The sequence below is a fragment of the Mesorhizobium sp. P160927 genome (assembly GCF_057766385.1).
Window position 1 is genome coordinate 1,439,821 of sequence record NZ_JBYMDW010000001.1, and the last position, 21,008, is coordinate 1,460,828.

Consider the following 21,008-nt stretch of genomic DNA (forward strand, 5'->3'; position numbering starts at 1 on the left):
TAGTTAAATAGCGGCCGAAATCCACTCACTACTCACTACTCACTACTCACTAATCACTAATCACTAATCACTAATTACCCCATTCGCTTCTGCCCAAGGAGACACCAATGGACACCCAGATGCTGATCGGCTCGCAATTCGAGAAGGGCACCGAAACCGAGGAGCCGATCCTCAATCCGAAGACCGGGGCGACCATCCTCAACCTGCCCGAGGCCAGTCAGGCACAGATCGAGGCGGCAGTGAGCGCCGCCGAAAAGGCGTTCGCCTTGTGGTCGCGCACCACGCCGGCACAGCGCTCCGGCTACCTCCTGAAGATCGCCGACCGCATCGAGACCGAAGCGCAGGAGTTCGCGACGCTGGAGGCGTTGAATTGCGGCAAGCCAATCAATGCCGTGCTCAATGACGAAATCCCGGCCATCGTCGACTGCTACCGCTTCTTTGCCGGTGCGGTGCGTTCGATGCCGGGTGTGGTCGCGGGCGAATATCTGCCCGGCCACACCTCGATGGTCCGCCGCGATCCGATCGGCATCGTCGCCTCGATCGCGCCCTGGAACTATCCGCTGATGATGATGGCGTGGAAGCTGGCGCCGGCGATTGCCGGCGGCAACACGGTGGTTTTCAAGCCGTCGGAGCAGACGCCGCTGACGGCGCTGAAGCTGGCGACGATCCTGGCCGATGTCCTGCCCCAGGGCGTCGTCAACGTCGTGCTTGGCCGGGGGGACAGCGTCGGCAACACGCTGATCAATCACCCCAAGGTCAACATGATCTCGATCACTGGCGACGTCGCCACTGGCAAGAAGGTGCTGCAGGCCGCCGCAAAATCGGTCAAGCGCACGCATCTGGAACTCGGCGGCAAGGCGCCGGTCATCGTCTTCGACGATGCCGACCTCGGCGCCGTCGTCAACGGACTGCGCGCCTTCGGCTACTACAATGCCGGCCAGGATTGCACCGCGGCCTGCCGCATCTACGCCGGTAAGAAAATCTACGACAAGTTGGTCGCCGACCTCTCCGCCGCTGTCTCGACAATCAAATACAATCTATCAGACGATACCGAGAACGAGATCGGGCCGCTGATCTCGCGGCGCCAGCGCGACCGCGTCTCAAGCTTCGTGGAACGTGCTTCGGAGCTGAAGCACATCGAGATCACCACCGGCGGCAAGCCGGGCGAGGGCACCGGCTTCTACTACCAGCCGACCGTCGTCGCCGGCGCGCTGCAGGAGGACGAGATCGTGCGCCGCGAAGTGTTCGGCCCCGTCGTTTCGATAACCCGTTTCACGGAAGTGGACGAGGCCGTGAACTGGGCCAACGACAGCGATTACGGCCTGGCGTCATCCGTGTGGACCAAGGATGTTTCACGCGCCATGGCCACCGCCGCGCGGCTGCAATATGGCTGCACCTGGATCAACACCCACTTCATGCTGACCAACGAGATGCCGCATGGCGGCCTGAAGCAATCCGGCTACGGCAAGGACATGTCGCTCTATGCGCTGGAGGACTATACCGCCGTGCGCCATGTGATGGTTGCGCATGGGTGAGAAGCGGTCGCCGCGGGCGATCAATCGACAACGATTTGTCGATTGAAGCGACGCACGCCCGCAGCCGTAGCGAAGGGCCAGTCGCCGGATGAGGGGCAGTGCAAGCTTCTGCGATGCCGACGCTGCTCCTCATCTGCCTGCCGGCATCTTCTCCCGTGAACGGGAGAAGAACTCCAGCCGCTACTCCACAATGCGATAGATGTTCCACAGGCTGGTGCCCGACACGACATAGGGCTCCATCTCCTTGCCCCATTTGGCGTGCGCGTCGATCTTGCCGATCTTGGCGAACATCGCCTCCAACTGAGCCAGGCTTTCAACCTGGTGGTGCGACTCGACCGTCGCTTCACGGGCACCGATCGATCCGGTCATGATCTGGAACTTGAGGTCGGTTAGGCCGACCTGCGAGCCGATCTCGCGCTCCCATTTCTTCAACAGGTCAAGCACGGTCTGTTTATGCCCGAACTTTGCGTCGATCTGCCATCTGGCGCTGAACATCTTCTTCTCCTCCAGGGTTGCGGCCACAGCATGATCCCGAACCGAAGGTCCGCGTTTAGCGAAACTGGAAACCGACTTTCGGAAAGATCATGCCCCAGCACGGAAACAGGGCCCGTCCCGCTTCAATCGGGATGACCAGGCTCTGCGGTTGATCTACTCGTCCCAGGCCTGCACGACCGTCTGCCGTGCGATCCGGCCGTTCTTCAGCTCCAGCATCGCCGCGGCAAACACTTTCGTGCCATCCGGATAGGAGCAGGCCTGGGTGAAGGCCAGGCTGTCGCCGTCGGCGATCGTGGTGTCGACCTTGTGGGTCATCGCCCGGCTGCAGATGTCGTCCCAGAAGGTGGCGATCGCCGCGCGGCCGCGGACTTCGCGCGGCTTGCTCGGCGGGTTGTTGCGGTCGATCACCCGCACCAGCGCGTCATCGGCATAGAAGCTCGACAGCATCTTGCCGTCGCGGCCCTCGATCGCCTTCTTGATCGCCGGGCCATCCACGGCTTGGGTCTTGGTCAGCATTTTATCCTCCATGTGCCCGTCTTCACGATCAGGCGGTTGATATTCGGTAGGCACCACCCGGCGCTCGCCGCCAGGCAGGGATTTTCACTGTGACTTTGCCTTGACGGCAGCGAAGACGTTGTCGGTCTGCTTCTTGAAGGTCGCGAGATCGACCTGGCTGCCGTTGAGGATCGTCGACCAGTGGCGCACGATCGCCGCCATCGCGATCGTCTCCTTGATTTCCTCGTCGCTGGCGCCGTTGAGCTTGGCGGCCTCGGTGTGGAAATAGATGCAATACTGGCACGGGATCTGCGACGCGACCGCCAGCCCCATCAGCTCCTTGGTCTTGCCGTCGAGCGCCGTCTTGGGGTTGAGCTGGACGCCCTTGATCTCGGCCCAGGCCCCGGCGATGGCGACGTCAGGCAGTGTCTTGAACATATCCGGCACCGAGCCGAGCGTCGCCTCGATGTCCTTGTAGGTTGCCGCCGATGCATCCTCGGCTCTCGCCGGAGTGATCGTGAACAGCGCGCCAATGCCCGCCGCGATCACAAATGATCTGACATTCAGTTTTGACTTGGTCATTTCATCCTCCGTTCGCAGCGCCTTTCCGGCGATATCCGCCTTGGCCCGCATGGGGGAATTGATAGCGCCTATAGCGGTGCGCCTGCTTCGCCCGAAAGCGCCATGGCTCTCATGGCCCGTCCGGGCCAGTCTGCCTGGCGGAAAATGCCGCCGCGGCCGCTCGCGACGGCAGGTCGAGCTTGAGCAGTATGTTGGCGACGTGGCGCTTGACCGTGTGCTCGCTCAGCCTGAGTTCGACGGCAATCGCGGCATTGCTCTTGCCGTCGGCAATCAGGCTCACCACCTCGCTTTCCCTTGCCGTCAGCACGGCTGGTTCGGTCGTTTTGGTCCTGGCGCGGCAGTCAGGCTCCAGATGTTGTTCCGACATTGCCCGCACCAGCGCCATCGGCTCGTCCAGATCGTCCAGCGTCACCCGGCTGGCGTCTTCGAAATGCAGCCCCGAGCCGGTTGCCAGATCCGCGACCAGCCGCGACGCGAGAATATCGCCTCGGCTGGCATGCGCGGCGAGTTGCATTGTCACCCGCGCCGTCAACCCCACGGGCGGCCCGCGAAGTTCGATCTCGCCGACATGCGCGCCCTGCGCGCTGGCCACGCCGATCCCTTGCGCCGCCTCGCGCAGCGCCGCCGCACAGCGTATGGCGCGCGCCGGCCCATCGAAGCGCGAAATCATCATTTCCCCCTGCGTACCCAGCGCGCGGCCGCCATGGCGCCCGACCAGCAACCGCCAGGTTTCTTGGAACCGCTCGCTGCGTTCGCTCCACATACGGTCGCCCATCCGCGTCGTATCGTATATGCGCGTCACTAGAAGTGCCGCCAGCACGCGGTCCGCTTCCGCGACGGCGCGCTCGCCGGTCAGGAACTCCTCGATGAGGTCGGCGACCCGGTCGACATCGCCCGTCCAGATCGGATGATCGCGCCCCGGAATCTCGACCAGCCGCGCATTAGGGATTGTTTTGGCCAGGAAGCGGCTGGCGTCGGGATCGACCCGCCCGTCGTTGCGGCGATGGATGATCAGCGTCGGTGCGCTGATCGCCGCCAGCACGCCGCGCACATCGATTCCCGCGTTCATCCGCGCCAGCGCCGCTGCTGCCGTCGGGCTCGCCGACAGCCGCTCGAAACGCGCCCACCACTGGGTGAAATGCGCGTCGTCGACCCGGCCCGGCGCGAAATTGGGCAAGGTAGCGCCCGTACCCCAGGCCGTCTCGGCCGTGGCGATGAAGGCGTCGAGGCGTTCCGGCGACATCACCCATTTGTGGAAATGCGCATAGCCGCCATAGAGCGTCAGCGCTCGCGTCCGCTCCGGATAGGTAGCGGCGAACAGCATTGCCATCGGCGCGCCTTCGGAAGCGCCAAGCAGGGCGGCACGGCCGCTGCCGGCGGCGTCCATCACCGCGCGCACATCGTCCATCCTCGTTTCGAGGCTGGGCAGGTTGTGCGCATCGACACGGTCGGAAAGACCCGTGCCGCGCTTGTCGAACAGGATCAGCCGCGAGAATGCCGAAAGCCGCCTCAAGAGCCTGGTATAGCCCTCGTCTTCCCAATGCAGGTCGAGATTGGAAATGAAGCCCGGCACGAAGACGAGATCGAACGAGCCCTGGCCGACCACCTGATAGGCGATCCGCACCTCGCCACTGAGGGCATATCGGGTCTCGATCGGCCTCACGAGTTTCTTGCGCCCGGCCTGACGATTTCTGGTCGTGAACCATAGCAGAGCCGCGCCGATAGCGGCAGCTTAAACTTTAGCAGGGAGAAATAGGCCGGCGCGGCCTGCGGCTATTTTTGAGCGCCTGCCAGGTCGCCCGGAGGGACCTTGATTCCAAGTTTCAAATCAGCCTCGGCTGGCGTGATCGGCCGCTTGATCCTTGCCGCTGCCACTACGACCAGTTCGTCGAAATCTTCGCCGCCGCTGTCCAACATCTCGAAGAACTGGCGCCGCATTCTCGGCTCCCAGAACTTGTTGATATGCTCGGCGACGCCGGCAACGCCTTCCTCGCGTGGCCTGGAGTGGAAAAAGGCGGCGATCTGGTTGGCCATGCGCACCAGCTTTTCCCCCGTGCTCGTGATGTGGTCTTCGTCATGCGACATGCTGGGCAACTCCCGAAATCACCCGGTCGGGGTGGGTAAAAACATCGAAATCGTCGCCGCGCACCAGCGCCACCAGCGTCATACCGGCTTCTTCTGCGGTGCGGATGGCAAGTGCCGTTGGCGCCGAGACGGCAACGATGAAGGCTGAACCGATCGCCGCCGTCTTCTGCACCATCTCGACCGAAACACGGCTGGTCACCACGACGGCGCCCGATGCGCCATCGATATTGGCCTTGGCCAACGCTCCCGCCAGCTTGTCCAGCGCATTGTGGCGGCCGACATCCTCGCGCGCCATGACGACGCCCTTGCCCGGCACGTAGAGGCCGGCGGCATGCACGGCGCCAGTCTCTGTATGCAGCGGCTGCACTTTCGACAGCAGCTTGACCGAACGGGTGATGTCGTCGGCATTGAGCGTAAGCTTCGACGCACCGACCACATCGACCGAACGCATCGCCTCCTCGATCGATTCGATGCCGCACAGCCCGCAGCCGACCGGTCCGGCAAGCCGCCGCCGCCGCGCCTCGAAGCGCGTATTGGCCTGGTCCTTCAGCCTGATCTGGATGTCGATGCCGGCGCCATGATCCTCGACCTCGATCGCTTCGATCTCATCAGGCGCGGCGATGATGCCTTCGGTGAGCGAGAAGCCGAGCGCGAAATCCTCGAAATCGGCGGGGCTCGCCATCATCACCGCATGCGTGGTGCCGGCGAAGGAGAACGCCACCGGCGTCTCCTCCGGCACCATGCGGTTGGACGCAGCCGTGCCGCTGGCGCGGCGCGCCAGTCGCGATATTTGCGTCGTCGCTTTGCGGCGCGCGGCCAAGACTACTCCGCCGCCTGCAGCGGCGCGATGCGACGGCTCTGCTTGGCCTGCTCGTCATAGTCGCGCTGCCATTCCGACGGGCCGTTGGAAGCGCCGACCTGCACCGCGGTCACCTTGTATTCCGGGCAATTGGTCGCCCAGTCGGAGAAGTCGGTGGTGATGACGTTGGCCTGCGTGTCGGGATGGTGGAAGGTGGTGTAGACCACGCCCGGCGATACCCTGTCGGTGATCAGCGCGCGAAGCGTTGTCTCGCCCGAACGGCTGGTCAGCCGGACCCAGTCGCCATCGCGCAGGCCACGATTTTCTGCGTCGTGCGGATGGAGTTCCAGTCGGTCCTCGGAGTGCCACATGACGTTTTCGGTGCGCCGCGTCTGCGCGCCGACATTGTACTGCGACAGGATACGGCCGGTGGTCAGCAGCAGCGGGAAGCGCGGTCCGGTTCTTTCGTCCGTCGCCACGTATTCGGTGCGGATGAACTTGCCCTTGCCGCGCACGAAGCCGTCAACATGCATGATCGGCGTGCCAAGCGGCGCCTTGTCGTTGCAGGGCCATTGCACGGAGCCGACCCGGTCGAGCAGATCGAAGGAGACATTGGCGAAGCTTGGCGTCGTCTTGGCGATCTCGTCCATGATTTCGGACGGATGGGTATAGTTCCAGTCGAGACCGATCGCACGGGCGAGTTCCTGCGTCGCCTCCCAATCGGCGTAGCGCGCCTTCGGTTCCAGAACCTTGCGCACCATATTGATGCGGCGCTCGGCATTGGTGAAGGTGCCGTCCTTCTCGAGGAAGGTCGAGCCGGGCAGGAAGACATGCGCGTAATTCGCCGTCTCGTTGAGGAAGAGGTCGTGCACCACCACGCATTCCATCGCGGCCAAGCCGGCGGCGACATGCTTGGTGTCGGGATCGGACTGCAGGATGTCCTCGCCCTGGATGTAGATGCCCTTGAACGAGCCGTCGACGGCGGCATCCAGCATGTTGGGAATGCGCAGGCCGGGTTCGTCGTCGAGCTTCACGCCCCACAGGCTTTCATAGATGTCGCGCACCGCGTCACCCGAAATGTGCCGGTAGCCCGGCAGCTCATGCGGGAACGAGCCCATGTCGCAAGAGCCCTGCACATTGTTCTGGCCGCGCAGCGGGTTCACGCCGACGCCAGGTCGGCCGATATTGCCGGTGGCCATTGCGAGGTTGGCGATCGCCATCACCGTGGTCGAGCCCTGGCTGTGCTCGGTGACGCCGAGGCCGTAATAGATCGCGCCATTGCCGCCCTTGGCGTAGAGACGGGCGGCACCGCGGATCAACTCCGGATCGACGCCGGACAGCTTGCCGACGATTTCGGGGCTGTTTTCCGGCAGGGCGACGAAGGACGCCCAGTCCTGGAACTCCGCCCAGTCGCAGCGCTCGCGGATGAACGCTTCGTCGAAAAGGCCCTCGGTGACGATGACATGCGCCAGCGAGGTCAGCACGGCGACATTGGTGCCGGGCTTCAGCGGCAAATGGTAGTCGGCTTCGACGTGGGCCGACTTGACCATCTCGGTGCGGCGCGGATCGAGCACGATCAGCTTGGCGCCCTGGCGCAGCCGCTTCTTCAGCCGCGAGGCGAACACCGGGTGCGCGGTAGCCGGATTGGCGCCGATGATGACGGCGACGTCGGTGAATTCGACGGAATCGAAATCCTGCGTGCCGGCCGAGGTGCCGTAGGTCTGGCCAAGCCCATAGCCGGTCGGCGAATGGCAGACGCGCGCGCAGGTGTCGACATTGTTGTTGCGGAAGCCCTGCCGAACCAGCTTCTGGACGAGGTAGGTCTCCTCATTCGTGCAGCGCGAGGAGGTGATGCCGCCGATCGCGGTGCGTCCGTACTGGTACTGGATGCGGCGGAATTCCTTGGCCGTATGGGCGATCGCCTCCTCCCAGCTCACTTCGCGCCACGGGTCGCTGACCTTTTCGCGGATCATCGGCGACAGGATGCGGTCCTTGTGGGTGGCATAACCGTAAGCGAAGCGGCCCTTCACGCAGGAATGGCCGTGGTTGGCCATGCCTTCCTTGTAGGGCATCATGCGGATGACCTCATCGCCCTTCACTTCGGCCTTGAACGAGCAGCCGACGCCGCAATAGGCGCAGGTGGTCACGGCGGAGCGCTCGGGCATGCCCTTTTCGAGGACTGTCTTCTCGCGCAGAGCATCGGTCGGACAGGCCTGCACGCAGGCACCGCAGGACACGCATTCGGAGGCAATGAAGTCCTCGTGCATGCCGGCGACCATGCGCGATTCGAAGCCGCGGCCTTCGATGGTCAGCGCGAAAGTGCCTTGCACCTCCTCGCAGGCGCGCACGCAGCGCGAGCAGACGATGCACTGCGCCGGATCATAGGTGAAATAGGGGTTGGACTCATCGCGGGCGATGTAGTCGACCGCGAGCGAGCCATGGCCCGGCGCGACGCCATTTTCTTCCTTGACGTGGTTGCGGCCCTCAACGCCGTACCGATTTTCGGTCAGGCCCACGGACTTCGCCACCACATCGAACTCGCTGGCGCCAGTTCCGGCCTTCTCGTGCCAACCGGTGGGATGGTCGGAGACGTAGAGTTCCATGACGCCCCGGCGGATAGCGTCGAGCCTGTCCGACTGGGTGCGCACCACCATGCCTTCGCCGACAGGCGTCGTGCAGGAAGCCGGCGTACCGCCGCGCCCGTCGATTTCGACGAGACAGACGCGGCAGGAACCGAACGAGTCCAGCATGTCGGTGGCGCAGAGCTTCGGGATCTCCACCCCGCCTTCCATCGCCGCGCGCATGATCGAGGTGCCTTCCGGCACGCTGATGCTGCGGCCATCGACGGTCAGCGTGACCTGTTTTTGCGCCTTCGACTCCGGAGTTCCGTAGTCAATCTCTTCGATCAGCGTTGGGAAGTCGGCCTTAATGTTCATCCGCCAGCTCCTATTCAGCAGCCACGCGCGCTGGCGCGGGCTTGAAATCCTCGGGGAAATGGGTGATCGAGCTCATCACCGGGTAGGGCGTGAAGCCGCCCAGCGCGCAGAGCGAACCGAACTTCATCGTGTTGCAGAGGTCGGTGACCAGAGCGAGATTCTTTTCCGGTTCGATGCCGGCGGCGAGCCTGTCGATGGTTTCCACGCCCCGCGTCGAGCCGATGCGGCAAGGCGTGCACTTGCCGCAGCTTTCGATGGCGCAGAATTCCATGGCGAAGCGTGCCTGCTTCAGCATGTCGGCGGTATCGTCGAAAACCGTGATGCCGGCGTGACCGATCAGTCCATCGCGCTTGGCGAATTCCTCGTAGTCGAACGGCGTGTCGAACAGTGCGCGCGGGAAGTAGGCACCGAGCGGCCCGCCGACCTGCACCGCCTTCACCGGGCGCCCGGTGGACGTGCCGCCGCCGATCTCGTCGACGATTTCGCCCAGTGTCAGGCCGAAAGCGGTTTCGAAAAGGCCGCCCTGCTTGACGTTCCCGGCGATCTGGATCGGGATCGTGCCGCGCGAACGGCCCATGCCGAAATCCTTGTAGAAGGCGGCGCCCTTGTCCATGATCACAGGCACCGAAGCCAGCGAAATGACATTGTTGATTACTGTCGGTTTGCCGAACAGCCCTTGTATCGCGGGCAGCGGCGGCTTGGCGCGCACCACGCCGCGCTTGCCTTCCAGGCTGTTCAAGAGCGAAGTTTCCTCGCCGCAGACATAGGCGCCGGCACCGACGCGGATTTCCATGTCGAAGGCGTTGGGCGAACCCAGCACATTGACGCCGAGCACACCGGCCTTGCGGGCGATCTCGACGGCCTTGTTCATGACAGCCACCGCGTGCGGATATTCCGAGCGGATATAGACGAAACCCTTGGTCGCGCCGGTGGCGATACCGGCGATGGCCATGCCTTCGATGAGCACGAAGGGATCGCCCTCCATGATCATGCGATCGGCGAAGGTGGCGCTGTCGCCCTCATCGGCGTTGCAGACGATGTATTTGCGCTCCGATGTCGTATCGAGCACCGTCTTCCATTTGATGCCAGTCGGGAAGCCCGCGCCGCCGCGGCCACGCAGGCCGGACTCGGTGACCTGCTTGACGATGTCGGCGGGCGCCATGGCCACCGCGTTCCGCAGGCCGTTCAAACCGCCGAGCGATTTGTAGGCATCGAGCGACAGCGGGTCGTTTATGCCGCAACGTGCAAACGTCAAGCGAGTTTGTTTGGCCAGGAATGGAATCTTGTCGGGCGCGCCGAGCCAGCGCTTGTGATGGCCCCCTGTGAGAAAACCGCTGTCGAACAGGCTCTTCACGTCCGACGGCTTCACCGGCCCGTAGGCGACACGGCCATTGGCCGTCGCCACTTCGACCATCGGTTCGAGGAAATAAGCGCCGCGCGAGCCATTGCGCACGATCTTGGCCTCGATGCCGCGCTCGGCGAGTTCCGCGCGAATAGCCTTCGCGACCTTTTCCGCCCCCAGCGCCAGTGCGCCGGAATCGCCGGGAATATAGATACGGGGGGTCATGAGCGCACCTCCGCGACGATCTCGTCGATCTTGTCGTCATCGAGCCGACCGATCACCTCGCCATCCAGCATCGCAGACGGCGAGCAGGCGCACAGCCCGAGGCAATAGACCGGTTCCAGCGTAACGGATCCGTCACGCGTGGTCTCATGGAAGTCGATGCCGAGCAACTGCTTGACCTTGGCGGCGACTGCGTCCGAACCCATGGACTGGCAGGCTTCCGCCTGGCAGAGCTTGAGCACGTGCCGTCCGGCCGGTCGCGCACGGAAATCATGATAGAAAGTCACGACACCATGCACCTCGGCCCGGGACAGGTTCAGCCCGTCGGCAATGACGGGCACGGCGTCCTGCGGGACATGGCCGAATTCTTCCTGGATGCCGTGGAGGATCGGCAGCAGCGGACCCTCGAGGTCCTTCAACTCCTGGATAATCGCCGCTGTGCGCGATGCGATCTCGGTACTTGCAGGCTGCATCGTCACGCAGCGCCCTCCCTGGTCGATGGCTTTTATCGCTAAGTCTTTACAAAATCAGAGGAAACCCGCGAAATCAATAAAGCTGTTTCGTTGCTCGATAGAAATCTTCTATCGACGGGCTTCCGCCTGCATTGTCTAGACTAGCGGTGGGCGCGGAAATCGTCTGCCAGCGCCATCGCCTCGTCCAGCAGCGCCTGCACCAGCGGCGTGTGCGGCTCGCGCGGCGCGGCCACCAGCCCGACCGTGTGGCTGGCATCGGGCTCGACGATCGGAATGGCCCGGATCGGTTCGGAAAAACCGAATGTTTCCGCAAGGTTGAGTGGCATGATCGATGACCATTTGCCGGTCCGAATATGCGAGAACAGCACGATCATCGAGTTCGATTCCAGCGTCGGCCGCACCTGCACGCCGGCTTCCGCCAGGTGCTGGTCGATGATGCGGCGGTTCTGCATGTCCGGCGTCAGAAGGCACAGCGGCAACTGGCTGATCTCGGACCATGTCACTTTGTCGCGTTCGGAATAGGGATTGCCGATTGCGGTGATCAATTGGTAGCGCTCGTCATAAAGCGGCACGCTGGTCACCCGCCCGAGCGGCTCGTTGTCGAGATAGGTGATGCCCGCATCGACATCGAAATTGCCGAGCAGCGACAGCACTTCGATCGAGGTTCGCGATAGCACCGAAAAGGTGACGCCTGGATGCTTGTCTCGGAAGGGCGTGGTCAATCTGGCGACCATCGCCAAGGCCGTCGGGATGGCGGCGATACGGATGCGGCCGGAAAGGCCGTACCGGGCGGCGCGCATCTCCTCGCGCATGGTCCTGGAGTCACCGACGATGCGGCGCGCCCAGACCAACACCTGCTTGCCCTCCGGCGTCAGCCCCTGGAACCGCGACCCGCGATTGACCAGCATGACGCCGAGCTGGCCCTCGAGCTGCTTGATGCCGGCCGACAAGGTCGGCTGCGTGACCCCGCACGCCTCGGCAGCCCGGCCGAAGTGCTCTTCCTTGGCCAGCGCGATGAAGAATTCGAGTTTGTCGATCATGCCGTCCTTCCGGTCGTACTCAGGCTCGGAGAAATTGTCCTTTGCCGCAAGCGGTATGCGCAATCGTTCCGCATCCACATCTTTCAGCCGGCACACTGTTTCCCGCGGCATCACGCGGCGCTATGTCAGTGAAACGGTCGTGGGCCGGGCGCGAAGGGAGACTGACATGCTGGGCTGGTTCCGCAAGCTGTTGCCGCGCGAAGATCGTTTCTTCGAGTTGTTCGAGCGCCATTCCCGCATCGTGGTTGGCGGCGCCGAAGCGCTAGAGCTGCTTCTTCAGGGCAAGGATATCGATCGATGGTGCCAGAAGATCGTCGATCTCGAAGACGAGGCCGATCATATCACGGCGGAAGTCCTGCTTGCGGTGCGGCGCTCTTTCATCACACCTTTCGATCGCGGCGACATCAAGGATCTGATCCAGTCGATGGATGATGCCATCGACATGATGCACAAGACCGTCAAGACGGTAAGACTGTTCGAGAAAAGCGAATTCGATCCGCTGATGCAAGAAATGGGCGCCGTCATCGTCGACGCCGCGCGCCTAGTCGCGGAGGCGATCCCACTGCTCGCCAAGGTCGGCGCCAACAGCGCACGCCTCAACGCCCTCGCCGAGGAAGTGATGCGTGCCGAAGGTCGCGCCGACGATCTGCATGAGCAGGGCCTGAAGGATCTGTTCAGGCGCCACGGCCGCGGCGACGCGATGGCCTATCTGATCGGCTCGGAAATCTATGGTCAGCTGGAGAAGGTGGTCGACCGCTTCGAGGACGTCGCCAACGAGATCAGCGGCATCGTCATCGAGAACGTCTAGGCGATGGAAGCCACCATCGCCTTTCCCGTGCTGGCCGGCCTCGTTGTCGTCGCGCTGTTCTTCGATTTTCTGAACGGCCTGCATGATGCGGCAAATTCCATTGCCACCATCGTCTCCACCCGCGTGCTGAGGCCGCAATATGCGGTTTTATGGGCGGCATTCTTCAATTTCATCGCATTCATGTTCTTTGGTCTTCATGTCGCCGAGACCGTGGGAAAAGGCATTGTCGACGTCACCATTGTCACTCCGGCAGTGATCTTTTCGGCTCTCGTCGGCGCCATCGTCTGGAACATCGTTACCTGGATTGCCGGCATCCCTTCGAGCAGTTCGCACGCGCTGATCGGCGGGCTGGTTGGCGCCGGCGTCGCAAAGGCGGGCATTGGTGCCATTGTCTGGTCGGGACTTGGCAAGACGGTTGCCGCGATCGTGCTGTCGCCGGCGGCCGGTTTTGTCCTGGCGCTCGTCCTGATCCTGGTGGTTTCGTGGCTGTTTGTGCGCCAGACGCCGTTCGCCGTCGACAGCACCTTTCGCGTCCTCCAGTTCTTTTCCGCTTCGCTCTATTCGCTTGGGCATGGCGGCAACGATGCGCAGAAGACCATGGGCATCATCGCCGTGCTGCTCTACTCGCAAGGCATGCTCGGCGAAAAATTCTACGTGCCGCTCTGGGTCGTCCTGACCTGCCAATCGGCGCTGGCGCTTGGCACGCTGTTCGGCGGCTGGCGGATTGTCCATACAATGGGTTCGAAGATCACCCGGCTCAATCCAATGCAGGGCTTTTGCGCTGAAACCGGTGGCGCCATCACGCTGTTCGCCGCCACCTGGCTCGGCGTTCCCGTATCGACCACCCATACGATTACCGGCGCCATCATCGGCGTCGGTGCCGCCCGCCGCGTCTCGGCGGTGCGCTGGGGCCTGGCCGGCAACATCGTCATCGCCTGGATCGTGACCTTGCCCGCGACGGCGGCCATTTCGGCTCTCGCCTACCTCGCCGTCAACCTTGCGGGATGAGGTGAGCGGCGCCCGAAGTGGCGGCAATCGCGATACTGCCTAGCCGTTCACAAGATTGAGGATGTTGCCGTCCGGATCCTTGAACCATGCGACCTTCATGCCCTGGCCGACATGGATGTCGCCCTCGATCGTCAGTCCGGGCATTGCATAATGCTCGAAGGTGACTCCTTTCGATTTCAACGATTTGACGACAGTCTCGATCTCGTCGCCGACCGTCCAGGTCACCGCCGTCGCCTTGTTGGTCCCGGCAAACTCGGAATGATAGACATTGATGAAGGTGTCGCCGCTTTTGTAGACGATCAACTCGCCACCTATATCGTCTACCTGCTTGAGGCCCAGCGTCCCTTCATAAAACGCCTTTGCTCTCGCCAGGTCTTTCACCGCCACATTGGCCGTTGCGTTGCTGTTCGCGAGCATGATCTTATCCTTCCCTGATTGTTTTCCCTCATGCTGCCCACTGAAATAGGTCGCCTTCCGTGTTTAGCGACGGGTATGCACTGAAGTTCTTGCTCGCGAAAACCAAGGGTGCGTCGAGGCGGCTGCTTGGTTCTCCCCGAGAACTGCATTATCTGAAGTGCCGAACGCTGAGGAAAAGAACATGTCCGTCACCAAGGAAATCGTCATCGAGCGGCTGAAGACGGTCAACGGGCCGGACTTCACCGGAAACATCGTCGACCTCGGCATGGTTTCGGAGATTTTCATCGCCGATTCGAAAGTGTTCTTCTCGATCACCGTTCCCGCCTCGCGCGCCCAGGAGATGGAGCCGTTGCGCGCCGCCGCCGAGCGGGTGGTGAAGGCCATTCCCGGCGTCGCCGGCGCGGTCGTTGCGCTGACGGCTGAAAAGAAAGGCGGCGGCATGGAGGGGTCGGTTCCATCGCGCCCCGCACCCAGGCCGGCGCCGACGGCTCCGGTCGCTGCGCCGCCGCGGGCGGCTCCGCATGCTCCTGCTTCGCAGAGCCAGGGCAAGCGCGGCGTGCCCGGCATCGAGGCGATCATAGCGGTTGCTTCCGGCAAGGGCGGTGTCGGCAAGTCGACCACGGCCGTCAACCTGGCGCTTGGTCTTGCCGCCAATGGTTTGCGGGTCGGTGTGCTGGATGCCGACATCTATGGCCCGTCGATGCCCAGGCTGCTCAACATCCATGGTCGGCCGCAGACGATCGACGGCAAGATCCTGAAACCGATGGAGAATTACGGCCTCAAGGTGATGTCGATGGGTTTCCTCGTCGATGAGGAGACGCCGATGATCTGGCGTGGGCCGATGGTAATGTCGGCTCTGACGCAGATGCTGCGTGAGGTTGAATGGGGGCGGCTCGACGTGCTCGTCGTCGACATGCCGCCCGGCACGGGCGATGCGCAACTGACCATGGCCCAGCAGGTGCCGTTGGCCGGTGCCGTCATCGTCTCGACGCCGCAAGACCTGGCGCTGATCGATGCCCGCAAGGGCCTCAACATGTTCAAGAAAGTCGATGTGCCGCTGCTCGGCATCGTCGAGAACATGAGCTACTTCATCGCCCCGGATACCGGCAAGCGCTACGACATTTTCGGCCATGGCGGCGCGCGCCGCGAGGCGGAGAGGCTGGGCGTCACCTTCCTTGGCGAGGTGCCGCTTGAAATGGGGATCCGCGAGAGCTCTGACGCCGGCACGCCGGTGGTCGTCTCGAAGCCGGATGGCGCCGAGGCGAAAATCTATCGCGATATCGCTTCCAAGGTCTGGGACAGGGTCAACGAGGAACGCGGCGCGGCCGAAGCAGCTGTGCCGAGCATCGTCTTTGAGTGAACCCTCGCGGGGAGCGTATCAGCCGCCCACCTTCTCGCCGAAAGCCGAAAAGAACTGTCCGGCCAATTTCTTCGACGTCGATTCGATCAGCCGGCTGCCGAGCTGCGCGATCTTGCCGCCGACTTCTGCCTTGGCCGCATATTTGAGGACCGTCGCGTCCGGCCCGTCGGCGGTGAGGGTGACGTCGGCACCGCCCTTGGCGAAGCCGGCGATGCCGCCCTTGCCTTCGCCCTGGATGGTGTAGGCATGCGGCGGCTTGAGATTCCTGAGCGTCACTTCGCCGTTGAAGGTGGCCTTGATGGGTCCGATCTTCAGCACCACCGTTGCCGCCATCTCGGTCGCCGATTTCATTTCCAGGCTCTGGCAGCCCGGAATGGCGCCCCTCAGGACGGTTGGGTCGTTCAGCGCTTCCCACACTTTCTGCACGGGTGCGGCGATACGTTCCTCGCCCTCGATCACCAAAGCCATCTAAACCTCCCGCATCGCCGATGTCGGATTGGTCGTAGCGTGCGGCTCGATAGCTGTCTATCGCACCAAAGTCCGGATTCAGATCACGTGTGCCCCTTGCCTGCATCCGCGCGTTGTCATATCGATTTGTCATACAAATACGGAGACCATGATGGCCGGCGCCCCCACGAAAAAGAAAAAGTTCCGCTCGCAGGAGTGGTTCGACAATCCTGACAACCCGGGAATGACGGCGCTTTATCTCGAGCGCTACCTGAATTACGGGTTGACTCGCGCCGAGCTGATGTCGGGCAAACCGCTGATCGGCATCGCGCAGACGGGCTCTGACCTTTCGCCTTGCAACCGGCACCATATCGAACTCGCCAAGCGTGTGCGCGAAGGCATCGTCTCGATGGGCGGCATTCCTTTCGAATTCCCCTGTCACCCGATCCAGGAGACCGGCAAGCGGCCGACCGCGGCCCTTGACCGCAATCTCGCCTATCTCAGCCTCGTCGAGGTGCTCTACGGCTATCCACTCGACGGCGTCGTGCTCACCATCGGCTGCGACAAGACCACGCCTGCCTTGCTGATGGCGGCGGCGACCGTCAACATCCCGGCCATCGCGCTGTCGGTCGGCCCGATGCTCAATGGCTGGCATAAGGGCAAGCGCACCGGCTCGGGCACCATCGTCTGGGAATCGCGCCAGCGCCTGTCGGCCGGCGAGATCGGCTATGACGAGTTCATGGACATCGTCGCGTCCTCGGCGCCGTCCACCGGCTACTGCAACACGATGGGCACGGCCACCACGATGAATTCGCTGGCCGAGGCGCTCGGCATGCAACTGCCCGGTTCGGCCGCCATTCCCGCGCCCTACCGCGAGCGCGGCCAGATCGCCTACGAAACGGGCAAGCGCATCGTCGACATGGTGCACGAGGACCTGAAACCGTCCGATATCATGACCCGCGCGGCCTTCGAAAACGCCATCGTCGTCAATTCGGCGATCGGCGGCTCGACCAACGCGCCGATCCATCTCAACGCCATCGCCCGCCATCTCGGCGTGCCGCTCGACAATGACGACTGGCAGACCATCGGCCTCAAAGTGCCGCTCATCGTCAACCTGCAGCCGTCAGGTGAATATCTGGGCGAGGACTATCACCACGCCGGTGGCGTGCCTGCCGTGGTCGCCGAACTGATGAAGGCCGGAATGCTGCCGCATCCCGATGCCTTGACCGTTAATGGCAAGTCGATCGGCGCCAACTGCGAGGGCGTCGCCAACGAGAACACCGACGTCATCCGTACGGTGGCCGAGCCGCTGAAGGCCAATGCCGGCTTTATCAACTTCAAGGGCAATCTGTTCGATTCGGCGATCATGAAGATGAGCGGCATTTCGCCGGAATTCCGCGAGCGCTATCTGTCCAACCCGAACGACCCGGAAGCCTTCGAGGGCAACGCCATGGTCTTCGACGGCCCCGAGGATTACCACGCCCGCATTGACGATCCGGCGCAAGGCATCGACGAGCATACCATCCTGTTCATGCGCGGCGCCGGTCCCGTCGGCTATCCCGGCGGCGCCGAGGTCGTCAACATGCAGCCGCCGGCCTACCTCATCAAGAAGGGTATCCACGCGCTGGCCTGCATCGGCGACGGCCGCCAGTCCGGCACGTCGGGCTCACCGTCGATCCTGAATGCCTCGCCGGAAGCCGCGGTCGGCGGCGGCCTGGCGGTGCTCAAGACCGGCGACCGCGTTCGCATCGACCTGCGGAAGGGCACGGCGAACATCCTCGTCAGCGATGACGAGATCGCGCGGCGACGCGCCGAGTTGCAGAAGGATGGCGGCTATCACTATCCCCAGCACCAGACGCCATGGCAGGAGATCCAGCGCGGCATGGTCGACCAGTTCTCGGCCGGCATGGTGCTGAAGCCGGCGGTGAAATATCAGGATGTCGCCCACACCATGGGGGTGCCTCGCGACAATCATTGATTATTCCTGGGAATAGTCATCGATTATTCCTGGCTGGTCACTGATGATGGATGACGACGACCGGCGGCCTTCGATCAGGCCGCCGTGTCACGGCCACAGGCCGGGAAGCGCTCCGTCCTTGACAAGCCAGCCCAACAATTCCACCATCATCACAAGGGGTGTATCGCGACGACCCCGTGAGGCGTCAGCCCAATGTTCGCGTCCAGGCTTCTTCAGGAGGTGGACGCCATGCCGTCAACAACCGCTATCACCGTACAGCAACTATCCCGTCTGATTGGTCTGCCGGGCGCACCTGTGATCGTCGATGTCCGTATCGATGAAGATTACGACGCCGACCCCCGCCTGTTGCCGGCCTCTCACCGGCGCAACTTCAAAACGGTCTCGGCCTGGGCAAACGACCTTGCCGGCAGCCAAGTAGCCGTCGTTTGCCAGAAGGGGCAAAAGCTTTCGCAAGGGGTGGCCGCATGGTTGCGGCATGAAGGCATTGCCGCCGAGTCCCTCGGAGGCGGCTTCGAAGCCTGGCGCGATGCCGGCGGGCCTCTGGTCCGCGCCGACAAGATACCGTCCCGCGATGAAAAGGGCCGCACCGTCTGGGTGACGCGGGCTCGCCCGAAGGTCGATCGCATCGCTTGCCCATGGCTGATCCGGCGCTTCATCGATCCCGACGCGGTGTTTCTCTTCGTCGAACCCGCTGAAGTTCCGGCTGTTGCCGACCGCTTTCAGGCCGTGCCTTTCGACATCGACAATGTGTTCTGGAGTCATCGCGGCGAGCGCTGCACCTTCGACACGATGATCGAGGAGTTCGGGCTGCAATCCCAGGCACTCGATCGGCTTGCCACGATCGTGCGCGCGGCCGACACCGCACGCCTGGATCTCGTTCCCCAGGCAGCCGGATTTCTGGCCGCCTCGCTTGGCCTGTCACGCATGTTCCGCGACGATCTGGAGCAGCTGGAGGCCGGCACGATGCTCTATGACGCGTTCTTCCGCTGGTGTCGCGACGCCACTGACGAGACGCACAACTGGCCGGGCGGGGCAAAGCCGTCATGAGCAGCCTCATTTCGGGGAAAGATGCCGACATCGTCGAGGCGCCGGCGGTCCCGACCTTCCGCGAAGCCACGAAACTCTGGGCGAAGATCGGATTGCTGAGCTTCGGCGGACCGGCGGGGCAGATCGCGCTCATGCACAAGGAATTGGTCGAGGACCGGCGCTGGATCGGCGAACAGCGTTTCCTGCATGCGCTGAACTACTGCATGCTGCTTCCCGGTCCCGAGGCCCAGCAACTCGCCATCTATATCGGCTGGCTGCTGCACAGGACGATCGGCGGCCTTGTCGCGGGTGTCCTGTTCGTGGTGCCCGGCGCACTCGTCATGCTCATCCTGAGCATTCTCTATGCGCTCTATGGTGATGTCCCGCTGGTCACGGCGCTGTTCTTCGGGGTCAAGGCCGCCGTGCTCGCGGTCGTGGTCGAGGCGGTGATCCGCATCGGCCGCCGCGCCTTGAAGAACCGGTTGATGGTGGCGATCGCGCTCTGCGCTTTTCTCGGCATCTATGTGCTCGCCATCCCGTTTCCGCTCATCGTCCTGATGGCGGGATTCGCGGGATGGGTGGGAAACCGTGTCGCGCCAGCCCTGTTTTCCGGCGGGGCGCACGGCAACAACGACGCTCCCGATATCAGGGGCGCGGTCGACCTGATGTTCGAACGCGGCGAACTAGCCCATACCAGGCCGACACGATGGCATGCGCCGCGCACCATCGCGATCTGGCTGCCGATCTGGCTCGGGCCGGTTCTGTTGCTCTGGGCGTTCACCGGGACGAGCAGCGTGTGGACGCAGATTGGCGGGTTCTTCAGCCTCATGGCGGTGGTCACCTTCGGCGGCGCCTATGCGGTTCTTGCCTATGTCGCGCAGGCAGCCGTGCAGTCCTTCGGCTGGCTCGCCCCTGGTGAAATGGTCGATGGCCTCGGCCTTGCCGAGACCACGCCGGGTCCACTCATTCTGGTGTTGCAATTCGTCGGCTTCATCGCCGCGTTTCGCCACGCCGGCTCGCTGGACGCGCTGCTTGGCGGATCGCTTGGAGCGCTGCTGACGCTGTGGGTAACGTTCACACCCTGCTTCTTCTGGATATTCCTCGGCGCGCCCTACATTGAGGCCCTGCGCGGCAACAAGGCGCTGTCGGCCGCGCTCGGCGCGATCACGGCCGCCGTGGTCGGCGTCATCATGAACCTTGCTCTGTGGTTCGCCTTGCACGTCGTCTTCCGCGAGGTGCGCATGACGGGGCTTGGCATGAATGTGCCGGTGCTTTCGTCGATCGACTGGCGAGCCGCGCTGCTTTCGGTGGCCGCCATGGTCGCCATTCTCAAGTTGAAAACCGGTGTGCTGCCGACGCTTGCGGGATGCGCTCTTGCCGGCGTGTTGCTGCTGGCCGCGGGCGGCTAGTGCATGTCGCCCGGAAGCGTCTTCAGTTCCGGGACAACGACATGCATCAAAACGGATACATTAGATTTCCGGCTCCTTTGTATTCCGCTTGCGGACCACCTAACTGGTGGAAAACGGATTGGACCAGCAATGGCGGGACGACGCTCTTCCCTCGGCTTTCTCGGCATGTTCGGACGCTCGGGTGATTTGCGGCAGCTCGATGCCGCCTTGCGAGGCGCCGACCTGCATCCCGCCCTGGTGCCCGAAGGGGTGAAACTAACCATCGTCAATCTGATGAAGGACCACTGGCCCGAGCAGCCGCCGCCGCAGGCCTATCCGCGGGTAGCGAACCTGTTCAGCTACTGCATAGCCGGGCCGGAAACCTTCGAGCGTGTGCAAGGTCCACAGCAGCGGCTCGACGCGGAGCACCGGATCGAGGCCGCTATCGAAACCGGCGACGGTCTCGATGCACAGATCGTGCTGATGGCACTGCACGCCAAGCTGATCAACGCCGAGGTGGTTGAGCGCTTCAGGCTGAGCACTGGCTGAGCGCTTTCGTGAAACGCTGAATC

General features: G+C 63.2%; 20 protein-coding genes. 8 read left to right on the forward strand and 12 right to left on the reverse strand.

Translation table 11 applies throughout. From position 1 onward, the window contains the following. Window positions 1–107 precede the first annotated feature (107 nt). Window positions 108–1,535 carry a gamma-aminobutyraldehyde dehydrogenase gene (locus AC3CB8_RS07205; RefSeq protein ID WP_023792655.1) on the forward strand — a complete coding sequence of 476 codons (1,428 nt, stop codon included), beginning with the start codon at window positions 108–110 and terminating at the stop codon, window positions 1,533–1,535. 180 nt (window positions 1,536–1,715) lie between these two features. Here the strand turns inward: AC3CB8_RS07205 and AC3CB8_RS07210 are convergent, their stop codons facing one another. The 10 genes from AC3CB8_RS07210 to AC3CB8_RS07255 all read right to left on the reverse strand — a co-directional run bounded on the left by AC3CB8_RS07210 (window position 1,716) and on the right by AC3CB8_RS07255 (window position 12,004). After that, on the reverse strand, window positions 1,716–2,030 hold the full coding sequence (locus tag AC3CB8_RS07210; protein WP_023772569.1) for a hypothetical protein: 315 nt from the start codon (window positions 2,028–2,030) through the stop codon (window positions 1,716–1,718). A 153-nt stretch (window positions 2,031–2,183) separates the two neighbouring features. Further along, a complete protein-coding gene (locus tag AC3CB8_RS07215; protein ID WP_352550242.1) occupies window positions 2,184–2,546 on the reverse strand; it encodes a nuclear transport factor 2 family protein in 363 nt (120 codons plus the stop codon). A gap of 84 nt (window positions 2,547–2,630) precedes the next feature. Next, window positions 2,631–3,107 carry a carboxymuconolactone decarboxylase family protein gene (locus AC3CB8_RS07220; protein ID WP_023772571.1) on the reverse strand — a complete coding sequence of 159 codons (477 nt, stop codon included), beginning with the start codon at window positions 3,105–3,107 and terminating at the stop codon, window positions 2,631–2,633. Window positions 3,108–3,216: 109 nt separating this feature from the next. After that, window positions 3,217–4,770 (reverse strand): alpha/beta fold hydrolase, encoded by a 1,554-nt coding sequence (locus AC3CB8_RS07225; RefSeq protein ID WP_352563276.1) that lies wholly within the window; start codon window positions 4,768–4,770, stop codon window positions 3,217–3,219. A 110-nt stretch (window positions 4,771–4,880) separates the two neighbouring features. Continuing rightward, window positions 4,881–5,192 (reverse strand): formate dehydrogenase subunit delta, encoded by a 312-nt coding sequence (locus AC3CB8_RS07230; protein ID WP_023772573.1) that lies wholly within the window; start codon window positions 5,190–5,192, stop codon window positions 4,881–4,883. Next, window positions 5,182–6,012 carry a formate dehydrogenase accessory sulfurtransferase FdhD gene (gene fdhD, locus AC3CB8_RS07235; RefSeq protein WP_352563275.1) on the reverse strand — a complete coding sequence of 277 codons (831 nt, stop codon included), beginning with the start codon at window positions 6,010–6,012 and terminating at the stop codon, window positions 5,182–5,184. The genes AC3CB8_RS07230 and fdhD overlap by 11 nt, the downstream gene beginning before the upstream one ends. A gap of 2 nt (window positions 6,013–6,014) precedes the next feature. Next, window positions 6,015–8,927 (reverse strand): formate dehydrogenase subunit alpha, encoded by a 2,913-nt coding sequence (gene fdhF, locus AC3CB8_RS07240; RefSeq protein ID WP_023792644.1) that lies wholly within the window; start codon window positions 8,925–8,927, stop codon window positions 6,015–6,017. A 10-nt stretch (window positions 8,928–8,937) separates the two neighbouring features. Beyond that, window positions 8,938–10,494: a formate dehydrogenase beta subunit gene (locus AC3CB8_RS07245; protein WP_352550245.1), complete on the reverse strand. Its 1,557-nt coding sequence runs from the start codon at window positions 10,492–10,494 to the stop codon at window positions 8,938–8,940. After that, the gene (locus tag AC3CB8_RS07250) at window positions 10,491–10,970 is read right to left on the reverse strand and encodes a formate dehydrogenase subunit gamma (protein WP_023783362.1); all 480 of its coding nucleotides are present in this window, start codon (window positions 10,968–10,970) and stop codon (window positions 10,491–10,493) included. Before AC3CB8_RS07250 ends, AC3CB8_RS07245 begins: the two co-directional genes overlap by 4 nt. Window positions 10,971–11,104: 134 nt before the next feature. Further along, window positions 11,105–12,004 (reverse strand): LysR family transcriptional regulator, encoded by a 900-nt coding sequence (locus tag AC3CB8_RS07255; protein WP_352563319.1) that lies wholly within the window; start codon window positions 12,002–12,004, stop codon window positions 11,105–11,107. Window positions 12,005–12,170: 166 nt separating this feature from the next. Between AC3CB8_RS07255 and AC3CB8_RS07260 the strand changes: the two genes are divergently transcribed. Beyond that, entirely contained in the window at window positions 12,171–12,812 is a 642-nt protein-coding gene (locus AC3CB8_RS07260; RefSeq protein ID WP_352563274.1) for a DUF47 family protein, read from the forward strand. 3 nt (window positions 12,813–12,815) lie between these two features. Beyond that, entirely contained in the window at window positions 12,816–13,820 is a 1,005-nt protein-coding gene (locus AC3CB8_RS07265) for an inorganic phosphate transporter (protein WP_023792634.1), read from the forward strand. Between the two features lie 39 nt (window positions 13,821–13,859). Here AC3CB8_RS07265 and AC3CB8_RS07270 read toward each other — a convergent pair whose 3' ends face one another. Beyond that, complete coding sequence (locus tag AC3CB8_RS07270) at window positions 13,860–14,237, reverse strand: VOC family protein (protein WP_023792631.1); 378 nt, start codon at window positions 14,235–14,237, stop codon at window positions 13,860–13,862. 181 nt (window positions 14,238–14,418) lie between these two features. Here AC3CB8_RS07270 and AC3CB8_RS07275 point away from each other — a divergent pair, with 181 nt between their 5' ends. After that, a complete protein-coding gene (locus tag AC3CB8_RS07275; protein ID WP_023772581.1) occupies window positions 14,419–15,597 on the forward strand; it encodes an Mrp/NBP35 family ATP-binding protein in 1,179 nt (392 codons plus the stop codon). Window positions 15,598–15,615: 18 nt separating this feature from the next. On the opposite strand, the gene AC3CB8_RS07280 is transcribed toward AC3CB8_RS07275, so the two are convergent. Next, window positions 15,616–16,065: an SRPBCC family protein gene (locus AC3CB8_RS07280; protein ID WP_015314114.1), complete on the reverse strand. Its 450-nt coding sequence runs from the start codon at window positions 16,063–16,065 to the stop codon at window positions 15,616–15,618. Between the two features lie 151 nt (window positions 16,066–16,216). Between AC3CB8_RS07280 and AC3CB8_RS07285 the strand changes: the two genes are divergently transcribed. The 4 genes from AC3CB8_RS07285 (at window position 16,217) to AC3CB8_RS07300 (ending at window position 20,985) form a co-directional block, all read left to right on the forward strand. Beyond that, window positions 16,217–18,022 (forward strand): IlvD/Edd family dehydratase, encoded by a 1,806-nt coding sequence (locus tag AC3CB8_RS07285; protein WP_023792627.1) that lies wholly within the window; start codon window positions 16,217–16,219, stop codon window positions 18,020–18,022. A 228-nt stretch (window positions 18,023–18,250) separates the two neighbouring features. After that, window positions 18,251–19,069, forward strand: a complete 819-nt coding sequence (locus AC3CB8_RS07290) for a chromate resistance protein ChrB domain-containing protein (RefSeq protein WP_352563273.1) — start codon at window positions 18,251–18,253, stop codon at window positions 19,067–19,069. Beyond that, a complete protein-coding gene (gene chrA, locus AC3CB8_RS07295; protein WP_352563272.1) occupies window positions 19,066–20,457 on the forward strand; it encodes a chromate efflux transporter in 1,392 nt (463 codons plus the stop codon). The genes AC3CB8_RS07290 and chrA overlap by 4 nt, the downstream gene beginning before the upstream one ends. 129 nt (window positions 20,458–20,586) lie before the next feature. After that, window positions 20,587–20,985: a hypothetical protein gene (locus AC3CB8_RS07300; protein ID WP_352563271.1), complete on the forward strand. Its 399-nt coding sequence runs from the start codon at window positions 20,587–20,589 to the stop codon at window positions 20,983–20,985. The last annotated feature ends 23 nt before the right edge of the window (window positions 20,986–21,008 follow it).